This window comes from Acidithiobacillus ferriphilus (genome assembly GCF_018854775.1).
In the GTDB taxonomy this organism is placed as follows: domain Bacteria; phylum Pseudomonadota; class Gammaproteobacteria; order Acidithiobacillales; family Acidithiobacillaceae; genus Acidithiobacillus; species Acidithiobacillus ferriphilus.
Genome location: NZ_JAAZTY010000069.1, coordinates 1 through 17,663 on the forward strand (window position 1 = coordinate 1; position 17,663 = coordinate 17,663).

A 17,663-nucleotide genomic window follows, 5' to 3' on the forward strand; every position below is an offset into this window, starting at 1 on the left:
GGAGTGCGGTCAGTGATTACGGGTAAGGCGATGAGAGAACGCGCTCAATACCGCTACTGTTGGCAGGTGCGTTTTGCAGCACCGGAAGTAATCAATTCCTACCACGAGCACCCCGACTATGTGGCCTTCACCAACCGGCGTTTCCGACCTGTGGCCGACCGAGAAATCAGTATCGACTACGCCATGGAAAGCCTATGACCGGAGCGGGCCGGCAGGCGGTAAAAGACCGATTGGGACGCGCCGCTTCAGCGCATAGACATCCCATTCAGTTTTGCTCATAAATCTGTGACAGCTCCCTTACTTGCCGAGGAAACCAATTTGGCATATTTCGCCAGCACGCCGCGCGTGTGGCGTGGTGCGGGTGCTTGCCAGACGGCACGGCGGCGTCCGATCTCTTCCTCAGACACATTGAGTTGCAGCAAACACTGTTCGGGATCTATAGTCACCGAGTCACCCTCGATGACGAGGGCAATCATGCCCCCAACTGCAGCTTCCGGCGCGACATGACCGACCACCATACCGTACGTCGCCCCGGAAAAGCGACCATCGGTAATGAGACCAACCGAATCGCCCAGTCCCTCGCCGATGATCGCCGAGGTGGGAGACAACATCTCGCGCATACCGGGACCGCCCTTGGGTCCTTCGTAGCGGATGACCACGACATCGCCGGGCTTGATTTTCTGCGCCAGGATCGCTTCCATGCAAGACTCCTCGGATTCAAAAACGCGTGCTGGACCAGTGATCTTGTGCGTTATAAAGCCGGTTATTTTCGCCACAGCGCCTTCCGGCGCGAGATTGCCCTTTAGGATGGCGAGGTGCCCTTGGGCATAAATGGGGTTGTTCCACGGACGTATCACCTCCTGATCAGTGCGCGGTTCTGTCGGTACCGTCTGTAAAACTTCCGCAACAGTCTGACCGGTGATGGTCAGCGCATCACCGTGCAACACGCCATGGGCGAGCAATATTTTCATCACCTGGGGAATGCCGCCCGCCTGATGCAGATCGGTAGCGACATAGCGGCCTGATGGCTTTAAATCACACAGTACCGGCACACGCCTGCGCATCGCCTCGAAATCATCAATGGTCAGAGGCACCTGTGCCGCATGCGCAATGGCCAGCAGATGCAATACCGCATTGGTGGAGCCCCCCACTGCCATGGCCACGGCAATGGCGTTTTCAAATCCCTGCCGCGTCAATAACTGACGGGGCAGAATTTGGTTTTTGATCGCGTTGACCAACACCTCTGCGGACTGCGCCGCACTTTCGGCCTTTTCTGCATCCTCCGCCGCCATGGTGGAGGAGTACGGCAAGCTCATGCCCATGGCTTCGAAGATGGAAGACATGGTATTGGCGGTATACATGCCGCCGCAGGAGCCCGCGCCAGGGCAGGCGCGACGCTCGATTTCCAGCAGTTCTTCGTCGTCTATTTTATGGACGGTGTGTTGCCCCACCGCCTCAAAGGCGCTCATGATGGTCAGGTCACGATCTTGGTAGTGACCCGGTTTGATGGTGCCGCCATAAACGAAAATCGCCGGAATGTTCATGCGGGCAATGGCGATCATGGCACCCGGCATATTCTTGTCGCAGCCGCCGAGGGCGAGCACGCCGTCCATGCTCTGGCCTTGACAGACGGTTTCAATCGAATCCGCGATGACTTCGCGCGACACCAGCGAATATTTCATGCCTGGGGTGCCCATCGAAATGCCGTCGGAAATAGTGATGGTGCCAAACGTTTGCGGCATCGCGCCAGCCGCCTTGAGCGCCGCTTCCGCACGCGCGGCGAGCGCGCCGATGCCGACATTGCAGGGCGTGATGCTGCTGTGCGCATTCGCCACGCCGACGATAGGCTTGTCGAAATCCTGATCACCAAACCCCACCGCGCGCAGCAGGGCCCGGTTGGGCGAACGCTGCACGCCCTGAGTGACAGTCTTACTTCTGCGGTTGTCAGACATTCGTTATTCTCCTAATCATGTAGTCCACCACAACGAAACAGCGGAAGTTTTGGTTAAAATACGGGCCACTGCCAGGTGCCTGCTCATGCTACCACTCGCCACGTTATCATTTCTCCAGCGCGCAACGGCACGACCGTGTCCTTCCCGAAATGCAGTTCTTCAGGCACCCTCCAACTCTGCTGCTCCAGGGTGAGAGTATCCCGGTTGCGCGGCAACCGGTAGAAATCCGGTCCATGGAAGCTCGCAAAAGCCTCCAGTCGGTCAAGCGCACCGGCTCGCTCAAAAATCTCTGCGTAGAGCTCAATCGCCGCATGTGCGGTATAAATGCCAGCGCAGCCGCAGGCGGACTCCTTGGCTTGACGCGGATGCGGCGCGCTGTCGGTGCCGAGAAAAAATTTCGGGTTGCCGCTCGTGGCTGCGGCGACAAGCGCTGCGCGCTGCGTCTCCCGCTTCAGGAGCGGCAGACAGTAATGATGTGCTTGTAACCCGCCCTCGAACAGCGCGTTGCGGTTGAGCAGCAGATGATGCGCGGTGATCGTCGCGGCGACGGTGTTGGGGGCCTGCCGAACGAACTCGACCGCCGCGCGTGTGGTAATATGCTCCAGCACCATGCGCAGGCCGGGAAAATCGCGCGTCAACGGCATGAGGTGTCGGTCGATGAACACCGCCTCACGGTCAAACACGTCCACGCTCGGATCGATCACTTCGCCGTGCATCAACAACGGCAGATCCTGCTTTTCCATCGCCGCGAGCACCGAATAGGCACGCTTCAGATCGGTCACGCCATGCTCGGAATGGGTGGTAGCGCCGGCCGGGTAATACTTGACCGCCTGCACAAAGCCACTATTTTTTGCCTTCGCGATCTCGGACACCGGCATATTGTCCGTGAGATAAAGGGTCATGAGCGGATCGAAGCGCATATCCGCTGGGAGTGCCGCGAGGATGCGGTCGCGGTAGGCATGCGCCAAATCAACTGTCGTGATGGGAGGTTGAAGATTCGGCATGACAATGGCGCGCGCAAAACGCCTCGCCGTGTCGGGGAGTACCGCGGCCATCATCGCGCCATCCCGAAGATGGAGATGCCAATCGTCGGGGCGTATGAGAGTGAGTCGCTTCACCATTGCTACCCTCCTGGTACACAAAGTCGGAGTATAACCATCCGGAGCAGGTTTTACCTGGTTCATTTTTTCAATGGCATGACAATTCGTCCTGTAAGGACAAAGCACCCGTATCCGGGTCGCAATAAATCGGGTCGGCAATCCGCAGCGGATACCGGAGATTCAGTTGATTGATCTCTGCATACACTTGCTCCACGGGTGTGCCACGCGCGAAAACCGGTGAATAAGCGCCAACGGTTCCGGTGTTTCCCTGCGTAAGCGCAATCAGCGCATCAAGCAATAGATTATGGGAAAGCCCCATCCCCTCATTAGTCTCCCGGCATACCGCCTCGATCGAGGCGATTGACCAGATACCCCACAAGGCAAAAGTTTCCCGTATCGTCAGAAGAAGGGTCTGAGTGGCTGACAATGGCCATACCCACTCTTGAGGAAGGCTGGTGACTGTGTGCTCATCCACCCATACGCCCAAGAAACGTTCATTGGCAAAGGAATCGCCTTGGCGGCTGCGACAAAACGCAAGAAACGCCTCGACCTGCTGGCAGGCGTTGGCAAGATCATCTGTTCTCCGAACGAAAAGAAACAGACATGCTACTGGAACATCCCGTACTGCCTCGGTAATCGTTGTCATAATGGGATACTCCTCAACTCGGGCTGCCGACATATGGCTGTCTGTCGTTTCTGATTCACGGATTGCACCAGTCGCAGTGGCCCGCTGGAGCGGTCTTCTCCGGACGTTCCAGCGCGACTTGATGGCCACACCTGGCACAACGGTGGATGTCCGCCCGGGTGTCCCGTGTCGGGGAGTCACAATCCTCACAAGGCAAGCCGGGGATGCGCTCCACGATCTGAAAACCGGGCGTATTGCAGATCGGGCATGGGGCGCGAAGCTTGTGGGCGAGATCCCGTGAGGCTTGGGCAACCATCTCCATGCGCATGGGATTCATATGCGCACGCATGTCGGTTTCCAGGAAGGCGCGGCCGTTGTCCGCCTCGCCACAGGCCCAGAAAAAGGCCTCACGCAGCGATTCCCAGTCGGCAATCCCTTTGCGGACGCGGGAGTCGTCCTCATGGCGCGGGCGCACTACGATCCCGTGTTCGGGAAAATCTGCCGCGCGGGCGAATGCCTCGGCCTGCTCCCAGTTGGCAGCGAGCAGATGAGAGAAGTTGGTCCTACCCGAGGCAACTCCCACCACTTCGATTCCGAGCGTATCGTCGATCCAGACCATCATTTCTATGTTCAGGGAAAACAGCCCGGTAAACGGATCCGGTCCGAAGCTGCCTTCGCTAGCGAGTCCCAGGGGCAAATTCGCCAACTTCATGCCGATGCGTGCCTTTTTCCGCGCCGCCTCGATCTGGGTGCCGGCACGGGGGATGTCGCGGGTAAAGGTACCCAGTTGGTCCGTGTCAAAGCCTGTCACCAGTGCGACCTCACAACCAATGGCGGCGGCCAGTATAGGAGCAACAACTTTCTCCTTGCCGTGCTGGGTAAGTAAGGCCACGCTTGAATCCTTGTAGATGGCGTTTTTCAAACGCGAATCTTTTGCATGCTCTATCTCACGCATTTGATGGCATGACTCCCAAAAAAGCACAGGCCACGGGGTTGCCAGGGCAACCCCGACTTCATTTGGTTAATCCGTCACATTCCAGTGGGTTCCAACGTGACCGGCACGGAGCCATGCCAAGTAACGGCGAGCCTCATAGATACTAAGAAGGGACGGCTCTTGATCGTGGTGATAACGTACGCAGACATAGTGCCCTGCCGCCCGGGCGTGGGCGCCGTTGAATTCTTCATGGGACGGCACCCCCTTTGACGAAAGGGCATCAATGTCCTGAGCAAGCTCGAAAGCCGAAAGCCTCAAATCTGCCGCGGGTTTTGCCAACTGCCTGAAAATAGACATAAAACCTCCCGTTGCTCCATTCAAGACAGACATCGTCTGGAACACTACTATTGCGTTTATCACGAGACCTCATGGCTCGCACCCGATATCACACTGGGGAAGATGCTCTCCATCGGGTCTGTCGGCGCGCTCAGAGGGGCGATGACTGAGGAGGAGTGTGGAGGAGGCTAAATTTAAATAAAAGTTAAATATAGTTACCATCATATTTAACAATAACTGAACGTAATTGGGTCTGCCCGCCGACAAACGCTTCAGCCTCACGGGGGCAGATACCTAGGGTAGCCTTAGAGATCAAACTGGCCGCCCAAGCGCGACCGACGTACCGCACTGATGCTGTTTGAAGTCATCAAGAAGGAAGGCTTCACCGGCTGCTATGCACGGGTCATCGAGTCCGTGCGCAACTGGCGGAATGTGATCGCTCCCCAGGTGGTCAGTTTTAAATGCGCGCCAACAATACAGGGATCATACCCGAGCCCCTTAATTCTTGCGGGGGTGGATCCATTTTTCTCTGCCTAAATCTCGTTAGTAGTGGTAGGCCAAACCGAAGATCCCGCGCACATCATTGACGCGTATGTCCCTGGAGGCCGTCCCCATTCGACCGGAAGCCGAATACCTGTCGTAGTACGCGCCGACAAAGCCGCTCCATGACGAGTCAAAACGGTAATCCGCCTTTGTGCCAACCTGCAGCACATTTGCGCCCGGCGCGTTCGTGGAAATGCCCCCAAGGTATCCAATATGCCCACTGATGGTAATCCGGCTGGTCGGAGCGATGGCACCATACACCCCCCCGCCGAGGGCATTGTTTACATAGGCTGCCGACTGACCCATCACCCATAAGGTGAATTGTGCACACTGGTAGCCGATGTAGGGACCAACGATCACGTTCTGGGCAACCTGAAACCCTTTACCGAACCGCGCATTGAACTGTAGGGAGTGTCCGCTTAATTTACTAGGGCTGGGACCACTCCCGACCTTAACCCCGGTGGGGCTGTAGATGGTATACGTACCCCCATTGAGAGCCGGCCCTACGCCATAGTCGAATCCCAGATGGGCAAACCACCATTCGGAATTGGCGCCGTTGAAGGCAACACCAACACCAGTGGTGGTGTTGCCACCGGACGCGGTGATCGAACCATAGGCATTACCGGCTGTAACACGGGATGGTGTGCCGACGATCTGCCCGTAGATGCCCAGACTATCCAATCCGTTGCGCAGAACGTTGGCATTTGCCCCAAGCGGAACACACAATGCGACAACAAGGATAATATGTTTCATTATTTTTGCTCTCCAGGTGATTGCAGGGTGACAGAACTCAGATTAAACGAAGCGCTCGTTTATGCTTATGCAGACCAACCAAGCAGGGATCATAATAAAATATGTCCGGTATGTCACCCATGCGCGCCGAACCGACCTCGCTCCTTAAACGCGTAACGCCGGCGAGTCATATCAGGTATCCTAATCTGATGATTTGTGGATCAGCATACACCTTCACTCCAAAACTGAAAATGCAGGATGATACTATTTTGTCCGTTAACACAAAGAAGTGTTCGCTGAAAAAATAGTATCATCCTGACGTCTCGCGGATTTCCCGCCCCCTCGGCGGGCTCTTTACCTCTAGTGGCAAGTATGCAGCGTAACCGGACGTCCAGCGGACTGTCCATGGCGTTCTCATAACTCGTCACGTCGTCGGGAAGCCGCAAAAGTATTTTGAGCGTGGATTTCGAGAATCGCAACCATATGATTTATTGATAGACAATTATCGGTATCCGACCCTTATCAAACACGTTCTTTAAATTCAGTTTTCTGAAGGGATCCCTAGAGATGCGTTGCGCGCAGGCCTTGGACGCTTTGACGCAGCGCTTGGATGTCACGACCAATCTGTATCGGAACTTGTAGCTGACACTCGCCGCTTTGAGCGAGCAGCAAGAGACCGTTATGCGGCGCTTGAACGAGTTAGAGAACACCTTGAGCAGGCTAGAGAGCGCATCGCAGCAGTTGCGCGAACTGTCCTGAACCGAGCGCAGACTATCCGAGAACGGCTACGCGCCGCTTGGGAGCGTGATCTTGGGATGGATTTTGGACGTTAAAAAATGGCAATAATCCTATTGCAATTGATTTTCTTAAGATTTTTAAATATTATTACGATCGTGCATAGATTTTTCCATATTGATCATAAATAACCCATTTATATTTATATGGCTTAGCCAGCTTTTCAACGACCTTCATAGCATCTAAAGGTGTTTTATACAACCCATTGTAAGATCCATTTATTTCAAGCTTGTACATGCTATAACTCCCTTAAAAAGGGTAAAATCAGAGATATTTTATAGCTAAAAGGCCGACAATCACAACCAGTCCAGTAACCAAACCCCCAAGCACAAAAAACCATGGGGAAACTCTATCCACAGATTTTTTTGTATCATAGTTATCACTACCAATATTATCATATGTTTTATATTCTATTATTTTTGCGGAATCTTCAGACTTGTTTTCTTCTAAGTTTTCAATTTCATCTAAACAATGAATAGTAACACGATCCTTAATATCATCAATGGCTTCGCCAATAGCCTCTATGAAATTGCCAAAAGTTGAATCTGTAGTTTTTTCTATGGCTTCAATAGAAGCTTCTATTGATTTCACTGATTTTGAGTGACTTCCCTCTCCAAAAAGATCAGAAATAGCATCTAAAGGATCGTAAAATCCTCTTTTGAAATGTTTTACAGTACCACTTATACCTGTATTTTCATTAATAAAATTTAGAAAATTTATCATGGTAGACTTGTATTCTACAAGTGTTCTATGTACTGATTCAAGATTGCCAGAAACTTCTTTTTCTATAAAACCATAATCTTTAATAAGCCATTTATTAGGACTGAAACCAACTGGTTCGCATACTTCTTTTATTATTTCATTATGCTTCTTCATATATAATCTTTCTATTTTTCTTATTTTCCCCCTAAACTTATCAATCATACTGTCTGGAGAAAATGCAATCACAGATGATGCCCAACCATCAACATCTTCTGGATCGCCTGATTTTAAGGTTTCAAAACTAGATTTATAATCATTTACAAGCTCATAAAGTAAAGCTTCAAGTTCTTGCTCAAGCATATATAATCAAAGTTCCATATCTAGTAGATTATCGCCTTGTAAGTATTCATTCAGGGTAGGAGATGCGACCCTGGAGCAAAAGTACCGTCGGGGCGAGTAACGCTGGAGAGAGTCGTATCAGACAGAATGCATCAATTTGTCTCGTGGCATTACTCAATTCAACCATAACCGATTGTATTAACTCCATTCTTCATGTCAGCCCTACATGAGACATGTATGAACCTCTCCGTCTATGCAAGATGTCGTAGATATTTGGTGGGGTCGACTGCAAACATGTATCCGGCCTGTTGGTGGGCGACTGTCATGGCCCCGATGGGTAATCCGCACATCCAGCCCTCATCAAAACGACGGCTTCTACAGCAGCCCTAGTCTCATTCAGGTTCTCTGGATGCCGGTCCGACCTGTCCCGCCATCTTTCGTCATCTGGCAATCGTTGAAAAGTGCTTTACCTCTTGATCATTGCGCTGTAATGGACTCAAAACGATGAATTTCTCCCTCATAGCCCGTCCCGTCAAGCATGAAGGAGCTCCAACCTATCCATACGTCCGCTTCCAGTCTACCGCCGACCATCAGGGCTCAACGGCGACAGGGCAGCGCTAACCGCCCATTCACGGAGTTACACTCCCCCATGCGTCCGCCAGAATTCCATTGGGGTGATTATAGGATATCGATCAGCCAACGCCAGAAGGTCTTTGTCTCCCGTGATGAGGTAGTCAGCACCAGACGTCTTGAGAGCGGCCAGCAGAGTGTGCAGCACCGGTTGATCCTTGTCGTCGCGCAAGTGCGGGTCCAACCCAGGCCATGGGGCGATCAGTTCTGCTTGGATGGCCAGAATATCTACCAGATCGCTCATCTCGGCCACCGTCAGCCCATAGCGGTGCGCCAGACGGGGCAGTACCCGGCGCAGTTCATCGAGGATATAGTCTGATAGCAGTACCTCGATGGAAGCATGTCGCCACGCGGTCAGGATCTTGCCCGGCACGCTGGCCGGGTATGCTATGCCGGAAAGCAGCACGTTGGTGTCCAGCACCACCCGCAATGCCGCCATGAACGGTTAGTGATCCTCAGCGGAAATGGACGATTCCCGCCGTTCTTGAGCGACGGCCGCCTCGATCTCCGCCATCCCTGTAGACTCAGGCACTTGCGAAAATCCCGCTTCGATCCTTTGACACAGCGCATCAAAGCGACCCTGCATCCGGCGAATGCGCTCGAAAAGACGAGCATCGATGAGCACGGCAACGGGTTTCCCATCTTTGTTAATCATCACGCTGTCGTGGCGATACTGCACCTGGTTGAGCATTTCTCCCAGGTTCTGGCGAAAATTGACCGCGTTGGTTTCCGTAATCATGGCATCACCCTCATTAACCATAATGATCATTATGGTCTCGTGCCATGCCAAGATCAATCCGGCATCGGATCTGTGCCACCACACTGCATTAGTCGGCGTTTGGGAGACTCGGGTGAATGTCCTCCGTGGAGGCACACATTGTCGGGAAGTCACATCTGTGCCATGGTGTTCCCACTCAAAAAATTCCTAAGAGCCGTCACATGCATATCTGGGTTGATGCCGACGCTTGTCCCAACGTCATTAAAGACATTTTGTATCGCGCCAGCGATCGTCTGAAACTGCCCTTGACCCTGGTAGCCAATCAAGCTCTGCGCGTACACGGCTCTGCCTATATCCGCACTGTGGTCGTGCCGAGGGGCTTTGATGTGGCCGATGAGGAAATCGTCCGGCACATCGTAGCGGGTGATCTGGTAATCACCGCCGATATTCCGCTGGCCGCCGCCGTGCTAGAAAAAAACAGCCATGCCCTCAGCCCGCGCGGGGAGCGTTATTCCCCCGAAACCATCCACGAGCGCCTGCGGATTCGTGACATGATGGAGCAACTCCGGGACTCCGGCGTGCGCACTGGTGGCCCCGCTGCCCTGAGCCAAGCGGACCGCCAGGCATTTGCGAATGCACTGGACCAGCTACTGGCCCGCGCCTGATTCTTTGGGCGGTGCGGTATAGTCATCAAAGGCCAAGAAGAGGACCGCCTCGCTCATTCGGTAGCCATTCAGGAGATGGGAGAAACGGTTATAACCTGAACATCTCCCGATAGGTGAGCACAGCAGAACAAGGGCCGTAGCATGACTGCCAGGCCACTCAGGCTACGATCGCGCCGTTACTCAAAGAGTCGGAGGTGGATAAGAAGCGGCATAATCGGTTTTTGGAAAGAGATTTTTATTAACGTATCGTTTAATGTTGACCGTGCCAATTAAAAAATGCCTTAATAGATTGTATGGCGATTAAAGGGTATGCAAATGGATCGTTCTGCAGGTAGCTATGTTACCACCACGACACTGGGCGAGTTGGTACAAGCTTTTGTGCCGCACCCATTGCCGCCCACTGAGCCCGCGCTGGAGCCAGGGTCGTTTATCGACCTGAATCGTCATGCCGAACTGGCTCTGGCACGGTTGTCCGGAGTGTCGGGGTTGGTTCCATCAGTCGATTGGCTGCTCTATAGTGCTATTCGCAAGGAGGCCCTGCTGACTTCGCAAATCGAGGGGACTCAGGCCACCTTGACCGACCTGTTCGACGAGGAGGCAGGCATTGCGATCAGCAACACAGATGATGTTGAGGAAGTCACCAACTACCTGCGCGCCTTCCGGTTGGTGCAGGAAAATCTGCGCTCGCCCCAAGGCTTGCCGATCAGCATTCGTCTGCTCTGTGCGGCCCATCGCTTGTTGCTCGCTGGCGTCCGTGGTTCAGCCAAGCAGCCGGGTGAGTTGCGCCGCTCGCAAAACTGGATCGGAGGAACACGTCCGGGCAACGCCGTCTTCGTTCCGCCACCCGCCGACCGGATCGCCGCCCTGCTTAGTGACATGGAACGATTCATCCACGACACATCCCCGGCACTTCCACCTCTCGTGAAAATCGCGCTCGTCCATGCCCAGTTTGAAACCATCCACCCCTTCCTGGATGGCAATGGACGCCTTGGCCGACTACTGATCGCGGCACTGCTGGAGCATTGGGGTCTGCTTGCCGAGCCAATCATGTACCTGAGCGGTTATCTCAAGCAGCACCAAGCCGAATACTACCGCCAACTTTCCAATATCCGCAGCGAAGGTGACTGGGAGTCCTGGGTCGCATTTTTTCTGGAGGGGGTGGCGATCGCCGCCTCCGATGCCGAACGCAGCATTATTTCGATTGCCAGCCTGATGTCTACAGACCGCCATCGCCTGCTGGTATCGTCCAAAGTTGGGCCCGCCAGTTACCGGCTGTTCGAGATGTTACCCATGATGCCCCGCTTTACCGTGGAACGGGTGAGGCAAAGGTTGGGCACAAGTTTTCCGACCGCCAACGCCGCTGTAAAAACTCTGGAAGACATGGGTATAGTGACCGAAATAACCGGCCAAAAGACACATCGAAATTACAGTTTTCAATCCTATATAGACCTGTTGAGCACTTGATGTTAACGAACAACAGAATGTCATCCTCAACAACTTATACATGGTCCGTGAGTGAGTGTTTATAATATTAGTAAAGGGGGAAGATGGCCGACTTCCCACACAAGAATATCGGGCATTGCTGTATCGGCCGCAATGCCCTGTATTATCGAAAATATAGAGGCACGGTCGATATCCCCCTTCATTATCAATGTCAGGTACGCAGCGGAAGCGGACCTTTCCGTCAAGTTTGAAAACGAGTAATATCGGCCAGGATCTGCCGGTCGTGTATGTCCTTGGCGAGAGTCCTGTATTGGGAAGAGTACTCAGAGGGGAGACTGACTCTTGTGGGTTATCCTTGGCCGCCATAAAAGAAGGAAGATCATTATGACTGTTGAACGTTTCAATATCAAAATTGCCAATGGCATACTTGACGATCTGAAATATCGACTTGATCACATCAGATGGCCAGATCAATTGGAAAATTTAGCTTGGGAACGGGGTACTGAAAAAGGCTATTTGCAGTCGCTCGTTTCGTATTGGCGGGAACATTACGATTGGCGAGCGCAAGAAGCCGAATTGAACCGCTTTTCTCAGTTTTGCTGCACTGTAAATGGTGTAAATGTGCACTTCGTACACGAGCGTGGCGAAGGACCCAATCCTTTGCCTATTATCCTTACCCACGGATGGCCAGACAGTTTCATACGCTACAAGAAGATTATCCCCCTTCTTGCAGATCCTGCACGGCACGGAGGTGATCCAAATGACGCTTTCGATGTGATTGTGCCTTCCATGCCGGGCTTTGGATTTTCCGGCAAACCTGCGATTGGCGGCGTTAACAATTATACAGTTTCCGAGCTCTGGGCCAAACTGATGACTGAAGAACTCGGCTACGCAAAATTTGCGGCAGGCGGTGGAGATATGGGCTCGGGCGTCACTAGGTATCTGGCTGCATCACACCCCGAACTTCTGGTGGGTATCCATGTCACCGATTTAGGGATAATCAGACAGCTCATGACCGCTCAAAATGAAGCAACGCTTTCCAAAGAAGAACTGCCAATACAAAGCAAACGCTCAAAAATGGATTGCACAGGAAGGTGGGTACATATCTCTCCAGTCTACCAAGCCGCAGACGCTCGCCTATGGGCTTTCCGATTCACCGGCAGGATTGGCTGCTTGGATTATTGAAAAATTCCGTGCATGGAGCGATTGCAATTGTGAGCTTGACCAGAAATTCGGCAATGATGAACTGCTCACCAACATAATGATTTATTGGGTCACAAATACCATAGGCTCCTCTGCACACAGGTATTTTGAAAACACCCATTCTTTACCCCCATTGGGGCAAATTGATGTTCCCACGGGCGTGGCACTTTTCCCCTCGGATGTATTGTTACCACCCAAAGAATGGGCGGAGAAAAATCTCAACATATCGCGTTGGACTCAAATGCCTCGTGGTGGACATTTTGCAGCAATGGAAGAACCAGAACTTTTAGCCGAAGACATTCGAGCATTCTATAGACAATTTAGAACCAAAAATAAATAGCGAATTTCCTTTCGATCGGGCGCGAAAATACGAAAACCAGAAAAACCGGCGGCAAGAAAATAACACAATGGTAGATTTAAGTTTACAACTGCCAACAGCCGTAGCCCAAAATGCCCACCTTTTCAAAAGGTAGTGCCTTCATATTTTCGCTTCGCTCGTATTCCTGCGAATGACCGCAAACGGGAAACGAATTCGTAGGGTGGTTAAGACCGCAATGGGTCGGAAGCTGCTAATTGACCATCGGCAATGAATGACTGCTATCAGTCTAACACCGCCCTTTCCCTTTCTAGCAATGGTGCGAGAACGATCACTTCCCTCGTCTCACAGAGGAGATTGTGTCATGCAAGCCAGAACCCGTTCAACCTCATCATCTTCCGTGCCCTGGAACAAAGGCAAGATCGTCGGGCAAAAGCGCCCGTTCAAGTTGCAAGAGGTCTGGGCCATTCGGATTCGTCTCCAGTTGGGAGCTCGGATCCGTGACCTTGCACTATTTGATCTTGCCATTGATAGCAAACTGCGTGGCTGCGATCTGGTGGCCCTGCGCGTCAGGGATGTAGCCCATGGTCAAAGCCTGTTGCACCGTGCAATTGTCCTGCAACGCAAGACTCAGCGACCCGTCCAGTTCGAGATTACCGAACCTACCCGCGCAGCGGTGGCTGCTTGGATCGAAAAAGCAGGCCTACGGCAAAACGACTATCTTTTCCCCAGTCGAAAACACGACTCCCCGCACTTGTCGACGCGGCAGTATGCGCGGATTGTTGAGCGATGGGTGCGCTCCATTGGCCTAGATTCTGCCGAATATGGCACCCACACCCTACGGCGTACCAAAGCGACGCTGATCTACAAGCGCACCAAGAATCTCCGAGCGGTTCAGCTCTTGTTGGGGCACACCAAGCTCGAGAGCACCGTACGGTACTTGGGCATTGAGGTGGAGGACGCCTTGGAGATCGCAGAGCAAATGGAGGTTGGATCCATGCGACTAAACACGGTTCTGTGGGTCCATCTCCACTTTTCTTGGAGCGTGAAACTCCTCATGATTCCCATTTCACTGTGGTTTCATAAGTCCTCTTCGTGGCACACGCCGCCTTTTTATCCTACTGCTGCGGGTATAAATCGACCGTACCATTATCGTGCTATCCCCCAACCTTGCACTTTGTCATTGGTAGAGTATGCTCAATTAACAGCGTCTGTTGGAAGGAGAGTCATGACGCGGCGTTGCTGCGGCTCTGATGTGAAGCGAAGATTGGGCGTGTCTGACACATACGCGAGATTCATAGTGAAGGATGTGTCTCCCGTAGGGATTGTCAGTAACGGAAACAGCCGGACCGGACATGTTTCACCATCCATTATTACGATGATTTAATATGAGATGCCCTGGTATAAATGCGACTTTCGCCCTGATGGGAAAGGATAATTAACTTGGTTCAACGCCTCCGGTTCTTGCTAGACACTAACATTTTGATTCCTCTGCAGGACTCAAAGATCGTCCTGCGTAAAGACCTTCGCAATTTTATGCGGCTATGCAATGAGCATGGCCATCAATTGCTCTACCACACCGCCTCAATCGACGATATCCAGGAAGACCAAAATGAGGAGCGCCGCAACAGGACACTTGCGCGGTTGGAGCAGTACACCCGGCTGCAGCAGGGGCCACACTGCCCGTGGAATAGAGGTGAAACGTCAACAAACGACGCTCGTGATAACGAAATCCTGTACGCGCTGAAGTGTAACGCAGCGCATGCTTTAGTCACGGAAGACATCGGCATTCACCGAAAAGCGCGAGAACGTGGGCTTTCCGATCGAGTATATTTTATTCAGTCGGCCAACGACTGGCTTCGGCGCTTGCACGAACCCGGAGATGTTCATCTTGCTAACATCGACGACATCGAGTTGCACACGCTCATGGAGCGACTCCAGAGTCCTTTTTTCGATAGTATCCGGGACGACTACGATGGGTTTGACGATTGGTTTAGTCGCAAGGCCAGGGAAGGACGACATGCATGGGTCTACAGGGATACAGAGGGCAAAGATATTTCCGCGATATGCATTTACACAGTACAAACAGGGGTGAGGATTACAGACGCCGGTGACTTCCTGCCGGGCGATGCGTTAAAACTGTCCACCTTCAAAGTTGGGGAGGCCGTTCGTGGGCGGAAGATCGGAGAGTTGTTCTTGCGTGCCGCATTCCAGTACGCGACCAGACACAGATGCGGGTGGATTTTCCTGCATGTGAAACCCGAGAAGCAGGCCCATCTCACAGAGATGATCGAGGACTTTGGCTTCCAGTATTTCGGAATTTATAAGGGAGATAGCGTGTACGTTAAGGACCATCCGGTCGACGCGCCGAATCCTTTGAAAAATCCTTTCGAGTATGTGCGGAGATATTATCCGCAATACATGAGTGGACCGTCTGTTCAAAAATTTCTTGTGCCCATTTTACCGAAGTACCATGATATTCTATTCCCGGACTGGCGAGATCCGGTGAACGGCTTGCCCGCTGGGAATCCCCAGCGTCATGTAGGCAATGCAATTAAACTGGCCTACCTATGCCACGCGCAAAGCAGGCAGCCACGGATTGGCGACATCGTGCTTTTCTACCGCACTCATAATGAACGTGTGGTAACTTCCGTTGGGGTGATTGAACGCTATAGTTCGTCTACCTCGAGCGCTGAGATCGCACAACTAGTTAGTCGCCGGACGGTCTACTCATTGGAGGAGATCGAAAGTATGGCACAATCGGAAACCAAGGTAATGCTCTTCAGGTTAATTGAGCATCTTGAAAATCCGATGACATATGTAACCCTAAAACAGCTTGGAGTCGTCAATGGACCAATTCAATCAATTACGAAGATTTCCGATGGATCTTTTTCCAGAATTATCAGGTCAGGCCAAGGGTAGAGCGATCCTGTTATCGATCAAGCCAAAGTATGTCGAGATGATTTTTTCCGGTACTAAGCGTGTGGAGTTGCGCCGAAATTGGCCTATCAAAGAGGAGATCGCGGTTATGGTCGTGTACTCGTCTGCCCCCGTACAGAAGCTGGTCGGTGTGGTTTTCATAGGCCAGATCGAGGAGTGCGATTTTGACAGGTTATGGGCCTTGGCAGACACCAACGGCGGCGGCGTGACTTACGACGAGCTTAAGTTGTACGCTGAGGGCAAGAAGATAATGTATGGCGTTATGATAGATCGCGTTAAGGTGGCGGAGGTTCAGGTTGACCCAGAATATTTGTTTCCAAACTTTACGCCTCCCCAGTCGTTCATGTATCTCAAGCCAGAGGAATACCGCCGAGTAATGCAGGCTATGTTTCCATCCGAGGATATCACATGAATATCTTCCTTGCCGGCATCCATGGCGTTGGGAAGACTTACCTATCTGCCGGGCTCCCGGAAGATCTCGGACTGGTGCACGCCTCGGCGAGCACGTTGATCCGAGAGGAACGTGCCTTAATCAACTGGGGTACAGACAAACGGGTAACCGATGTCGATGAGAACCAAGTGGCGCTGATACAGGCAGTTAAACGTCGCAATGATACTGGATCGAGACTGATACTCGATGGGCATTTTGTACTGCTTAATGCTCAAGGCAATTTCTCGCCTCTAGATGTTAAGATATACGAGTTCCTCGATCTTGACGGTGTTGTGTTACTAGAGGCTGAACCAAGTTTGATTGTCACTCGCATCTATGAAAGGGATCGGGTGTTACGAGATGAAGGAGAGATCGTTGCCTTCATGGCAGAAGAACGTCGGCAGGCGCGGGCAGTTTGCGACGCCCTTAACATCCCGATGGTGATTCTGATGTCACCGGGACCGAATCAGTTTGCGCATGTCGTAGAGCGAATGATTGGATGAGGTGAACTAGCAATAACCTACAGTGGGTCTGACGGGGGTAACTAGCACAGAAGTCTCGGAGATAGAGTCCGCCGCTCCAGCGGCGAGAAATGTTGGTGCCTCCGTTAGAATTATAACCATGCGGAAAATATAGTGCACTTCAGCATACAAAGTCACCCACCACATGATCGATTCCTAACAGTTGGACGAGCAGATATCTGGACACTCAACGTCCGCAATCAGTCTCTTACCGACCATGACTCTCTGGACGAATTTACCGCTTTCCTTTGTCGCTCGGCAAGCAGCAGCATCGTCTGCTAGGTGATCGCCTCGCCCAATGCACATCATTGGCCAGCATCCTCGTCTGAGGACCCCATCTGGTAGACTCATCAGGCCAGGCGAGGAGGCTACAGATTGTCAAGCCCAAAACCAAAGCGCAGCCCTGATCTCCGCAAGATCATCCATGTGGACATGGATGCCTTCTTTGCGGCGGTCGAGCAACACGATCGGCCAGAACTCCGCGGCCAGCCTGTAATCGTCGGTGGCGACCCCAATGGCCGGGGCGTCGTTGCCACCTGCAGCTATGAGGCACGGCGGTTTGGGATCCACTCTGCCATGTCTGCGGCCCGGGCTCGTTCTCTTTGCCCTCAGGCAATCTTTGTCCGCCCCCGCATGGATGCCTATCGAGAGGCCTCTCGTCAGGTGATGGCCATCCTACGCAGCTACACACCGCTGGTGGAGCCCCTGTCGTTGGATGAAGCCTTTCTGGACGTGACCG

The 17,663-nt window shown here is 52.7% G+C and carries 19 protein-coding genes; 10 read left to right on the forward strand and 9 right to left on the reverse strand.

What is annotated here, in order from left to right; genetic code table 11:
• Window positions 1-198 (forward strand): Dabb family protein (locus HF921_RS05765; RefSeq protein ID WP_215893335.1); only part of this gene is annotated, 198 nt, incomplete at its 5' end.
• 77 nt (window positions 199-275) lie between these two features.
• Here the strand turns inward: HF921_RS05765 and ilvD are convergent.
• From ilvD to HF921_RS05810, 9 genes are all read right to left on the reverse strand, one after another.
• The gene (gene ilvD / locus HF921_RS05770; RefSeq protein WP_064219691.1) at window positions 276-1,952 is read right to left on the reverse strand and encodes a dihydroxy-acid dehydratase; all 1,677 of its coding nucleotides are present in this window, start codon (window positions 1,950-1,952) and stop codon (window positions 276-278) included.
• Between the two features lie 83 nt (window positions 1,953-2,035).
• A complete protein-coding gene (pyrC, locus tag HF921_RS05775) occupies window positions 2,036-3,073 on the reverse strand; it encodes a dihydroorotase (RefSeq protein ID WP_215862267.1) in 1,038 nt (345 codons plus the stop codon).
• A 67-nt stretch (window positions 3,074-3,140) separates the two neighbouring features.
• A complete protein-coding gene (locus tag HF921_RS05780) occupies window positions 3,141-3,698 on the reverse strand; it encodes a hypothetical protein (RefSeq protein WP_226817552.1) in 558 nt (185 codons plus the stop codon).
• A gap of 55 nt (window positions 3,699-3,753) precedes the next feature.
• Window positions 3,754-4,569, reverse strand: coding sequence for a DUF6671 family protein (locus tag HF921_RS05785; RefSeq protein ID WP_319025476.1), 816 nt, complete (start codon window positions 4,567-4,569; stop codon window positions 3,754-3,756).
• Between the two features lie 129 nt (window positions 4,570-4,698).
• A complete protein-coding gene (locus HF921_RS05790; protein ID WP_215859575.1) occupies window positions 4,699-4,968 on the reverse strand; it encodes a hypothetical protein in 270 nt (89 codons plus the stop codon).
• Window positions 4,969-5,490: 522 nt separating this feature from the next.
• On the reverse strand, window positions 5,491-6,243 hold the full coding sequence (locus HF921_RS05795) for a hypothetical protein (protein ID WP_215893478.1): 753 nt from the start codon (window positions 6,241-6,243) through the stop codon (window positions 5,491-5,493).
• Window positions 6,244-7,281: 1,038 nt separating this feature from the next.
• Window positions 7,282-8,079: a hypothetical protein gene (locus HF921_RS05800; protein ID WP_215893479.1), complete on the reverse strand. Its 798-nt coding sequence runs from the start codon at window positions 8,077-8,079 to the stop codon at window positions 7,282-7,284.
• Between the two features lie 616 nt (window positions 8,080-8,695).
• Complete coding sequence (locus tag HF921_RS05805; protein WP_215893480.1) at window positions 8,696-9,127, reverse strand: putative toxin-antitoxin system toxin component, PIN family; 432 nt, start codon at window positions 9,125-9,127, stop codon at window positions 8,696-8,698.
• A 6-nt stretch (window positions 9,128-9,133) separates the two neighbouring features.
• The gene (locus HF921_RS05810; RefSeq protein WP_064219687.1) at window positions 9,134-9,457 is read right to left on the reverse strand and encodes a type II toxin-antitoxin system Phd/YefM family antitoxin; all 324 of its coding nucleotides are present in this window, start codon (window positions 9,455-9,457) and stop codon (window positions 9,134-9,136) included.
• A 170-nt stretch (window positions 9,458-9,627) separates the two neighbouring features.
• On the opposite strand from HF921_RS05810, the gene HF921_RS05815 reads away from it, so the two are divergent.
• From HF921_RS05815 to HF921_RS05855, 9 genes are all read left to right on the forward strand, one after another.
• Window positions 9,628-10,071, forward strand: a complete 444-nt coding sequence (locus HF921_RS05815; protein ID WP_215893481.1) for a YaiI/YqxD family protein — start codon at window positions 9,628-9,630, stop codon at window positions 10,069-10,071.
• A 315-nt stretch (window positions 10,072-10,386) separates the two neighbouring features.
• The gene (locus HF921_RS05820) at window positions 10,387-11,535 is read left to right on the forward strand and encodes a Fic family protein (RefSeq protein WP_215879609.1); all 1,149 of its coding nucleotides are present in this window, start codon (window positions 10,387-10,389) and stop codon (window positions 11,533-11,535) included.
• Between the two features lie 363 nt (window positions 11,536-11,898).
• The gene (locus tag HF921_RS05825) at window positions 11,899-12,699 is read left to right on the forward strand and encodes an epoxide hydrolase family protein (RefSeq protein ID WP_215893482.1); all 801 of its coding nucleotides are present in this window, start codon (window positions 11,899-11,901) and stop codon (window positions 12,697-12,699) included.
• Window positions 12,680-13,057, forward strand: a complete 378-nt coding sequence (locus HF921_RS05830; RefSeq protein WP_215893483.1) for an alpha/beta fold hydrolase — start codon at window positions 12,680-12,682, stop codon at window positions 13,055-13,057. Before HF921_RS05825 ends, HF921_RS05830 begins: the two co-directional genes overlap by 20 nt.
• Window positions 13,058-13,397: 340 nt before the next feature.
• On the forward strand, window positions 13,398-14,420 hold the full coding sequence (locus HF921_RS13325; protein WP_226834359.1) for a tyrosine-type recombinase/integrase: 1,023 nt from the start codon (window positions 13,398-13,400) through the stop codon (window positions 14,418-14,420).
• A 56-nt stretch (window positions 14,421-14,476) separates the two neighbouring features.
• Entirely contained in the window at window positions 14,477-15,955 is a 1,479-nt protein-coding gene (locus HF921_RS05840) for a GNAT family N-acetyltransferase (protein WP_215893484.1), read from the forward strand.
• Window positions 15,915-16,385 (forward strand): ASCH domain-containing protein, encoded by a 471-nt coding sequence (locus HF921_RS05845; protein WP_215893485.1) that lies wholly within the window; start codon window positions 15,915-15,917, stop codon window positions 16,383-16,385. The genes HF921_RS05840 and HF921_RS05845 overlap by 41 nt, the downstream gene beginning before the upstream one ends.
• Window positions 16,382-16,906, forward strand: a complete 525-nt coding sequence (locus HF921_RS05850; RefSeq protein ID WP_215893486.1) for an ATP-binding protein — start codon at window positions 16,382-16,384, stop codon at window positions 16,904-16,906. Before HF921_RS05845 ends, HF921_RS05850 begins: the two co-directional genes overlap by 4 nt.
• Before the next feature lie 393 nt (window positions 16,907-17,299).
• Window positions 17,300-17,663 (forward strand): Y-family DNA polymerase (locus tag HF921_RS05855; protein WP_455692638.1); only part of this gene is annotated, 364 nt, incomplete at its 3' end.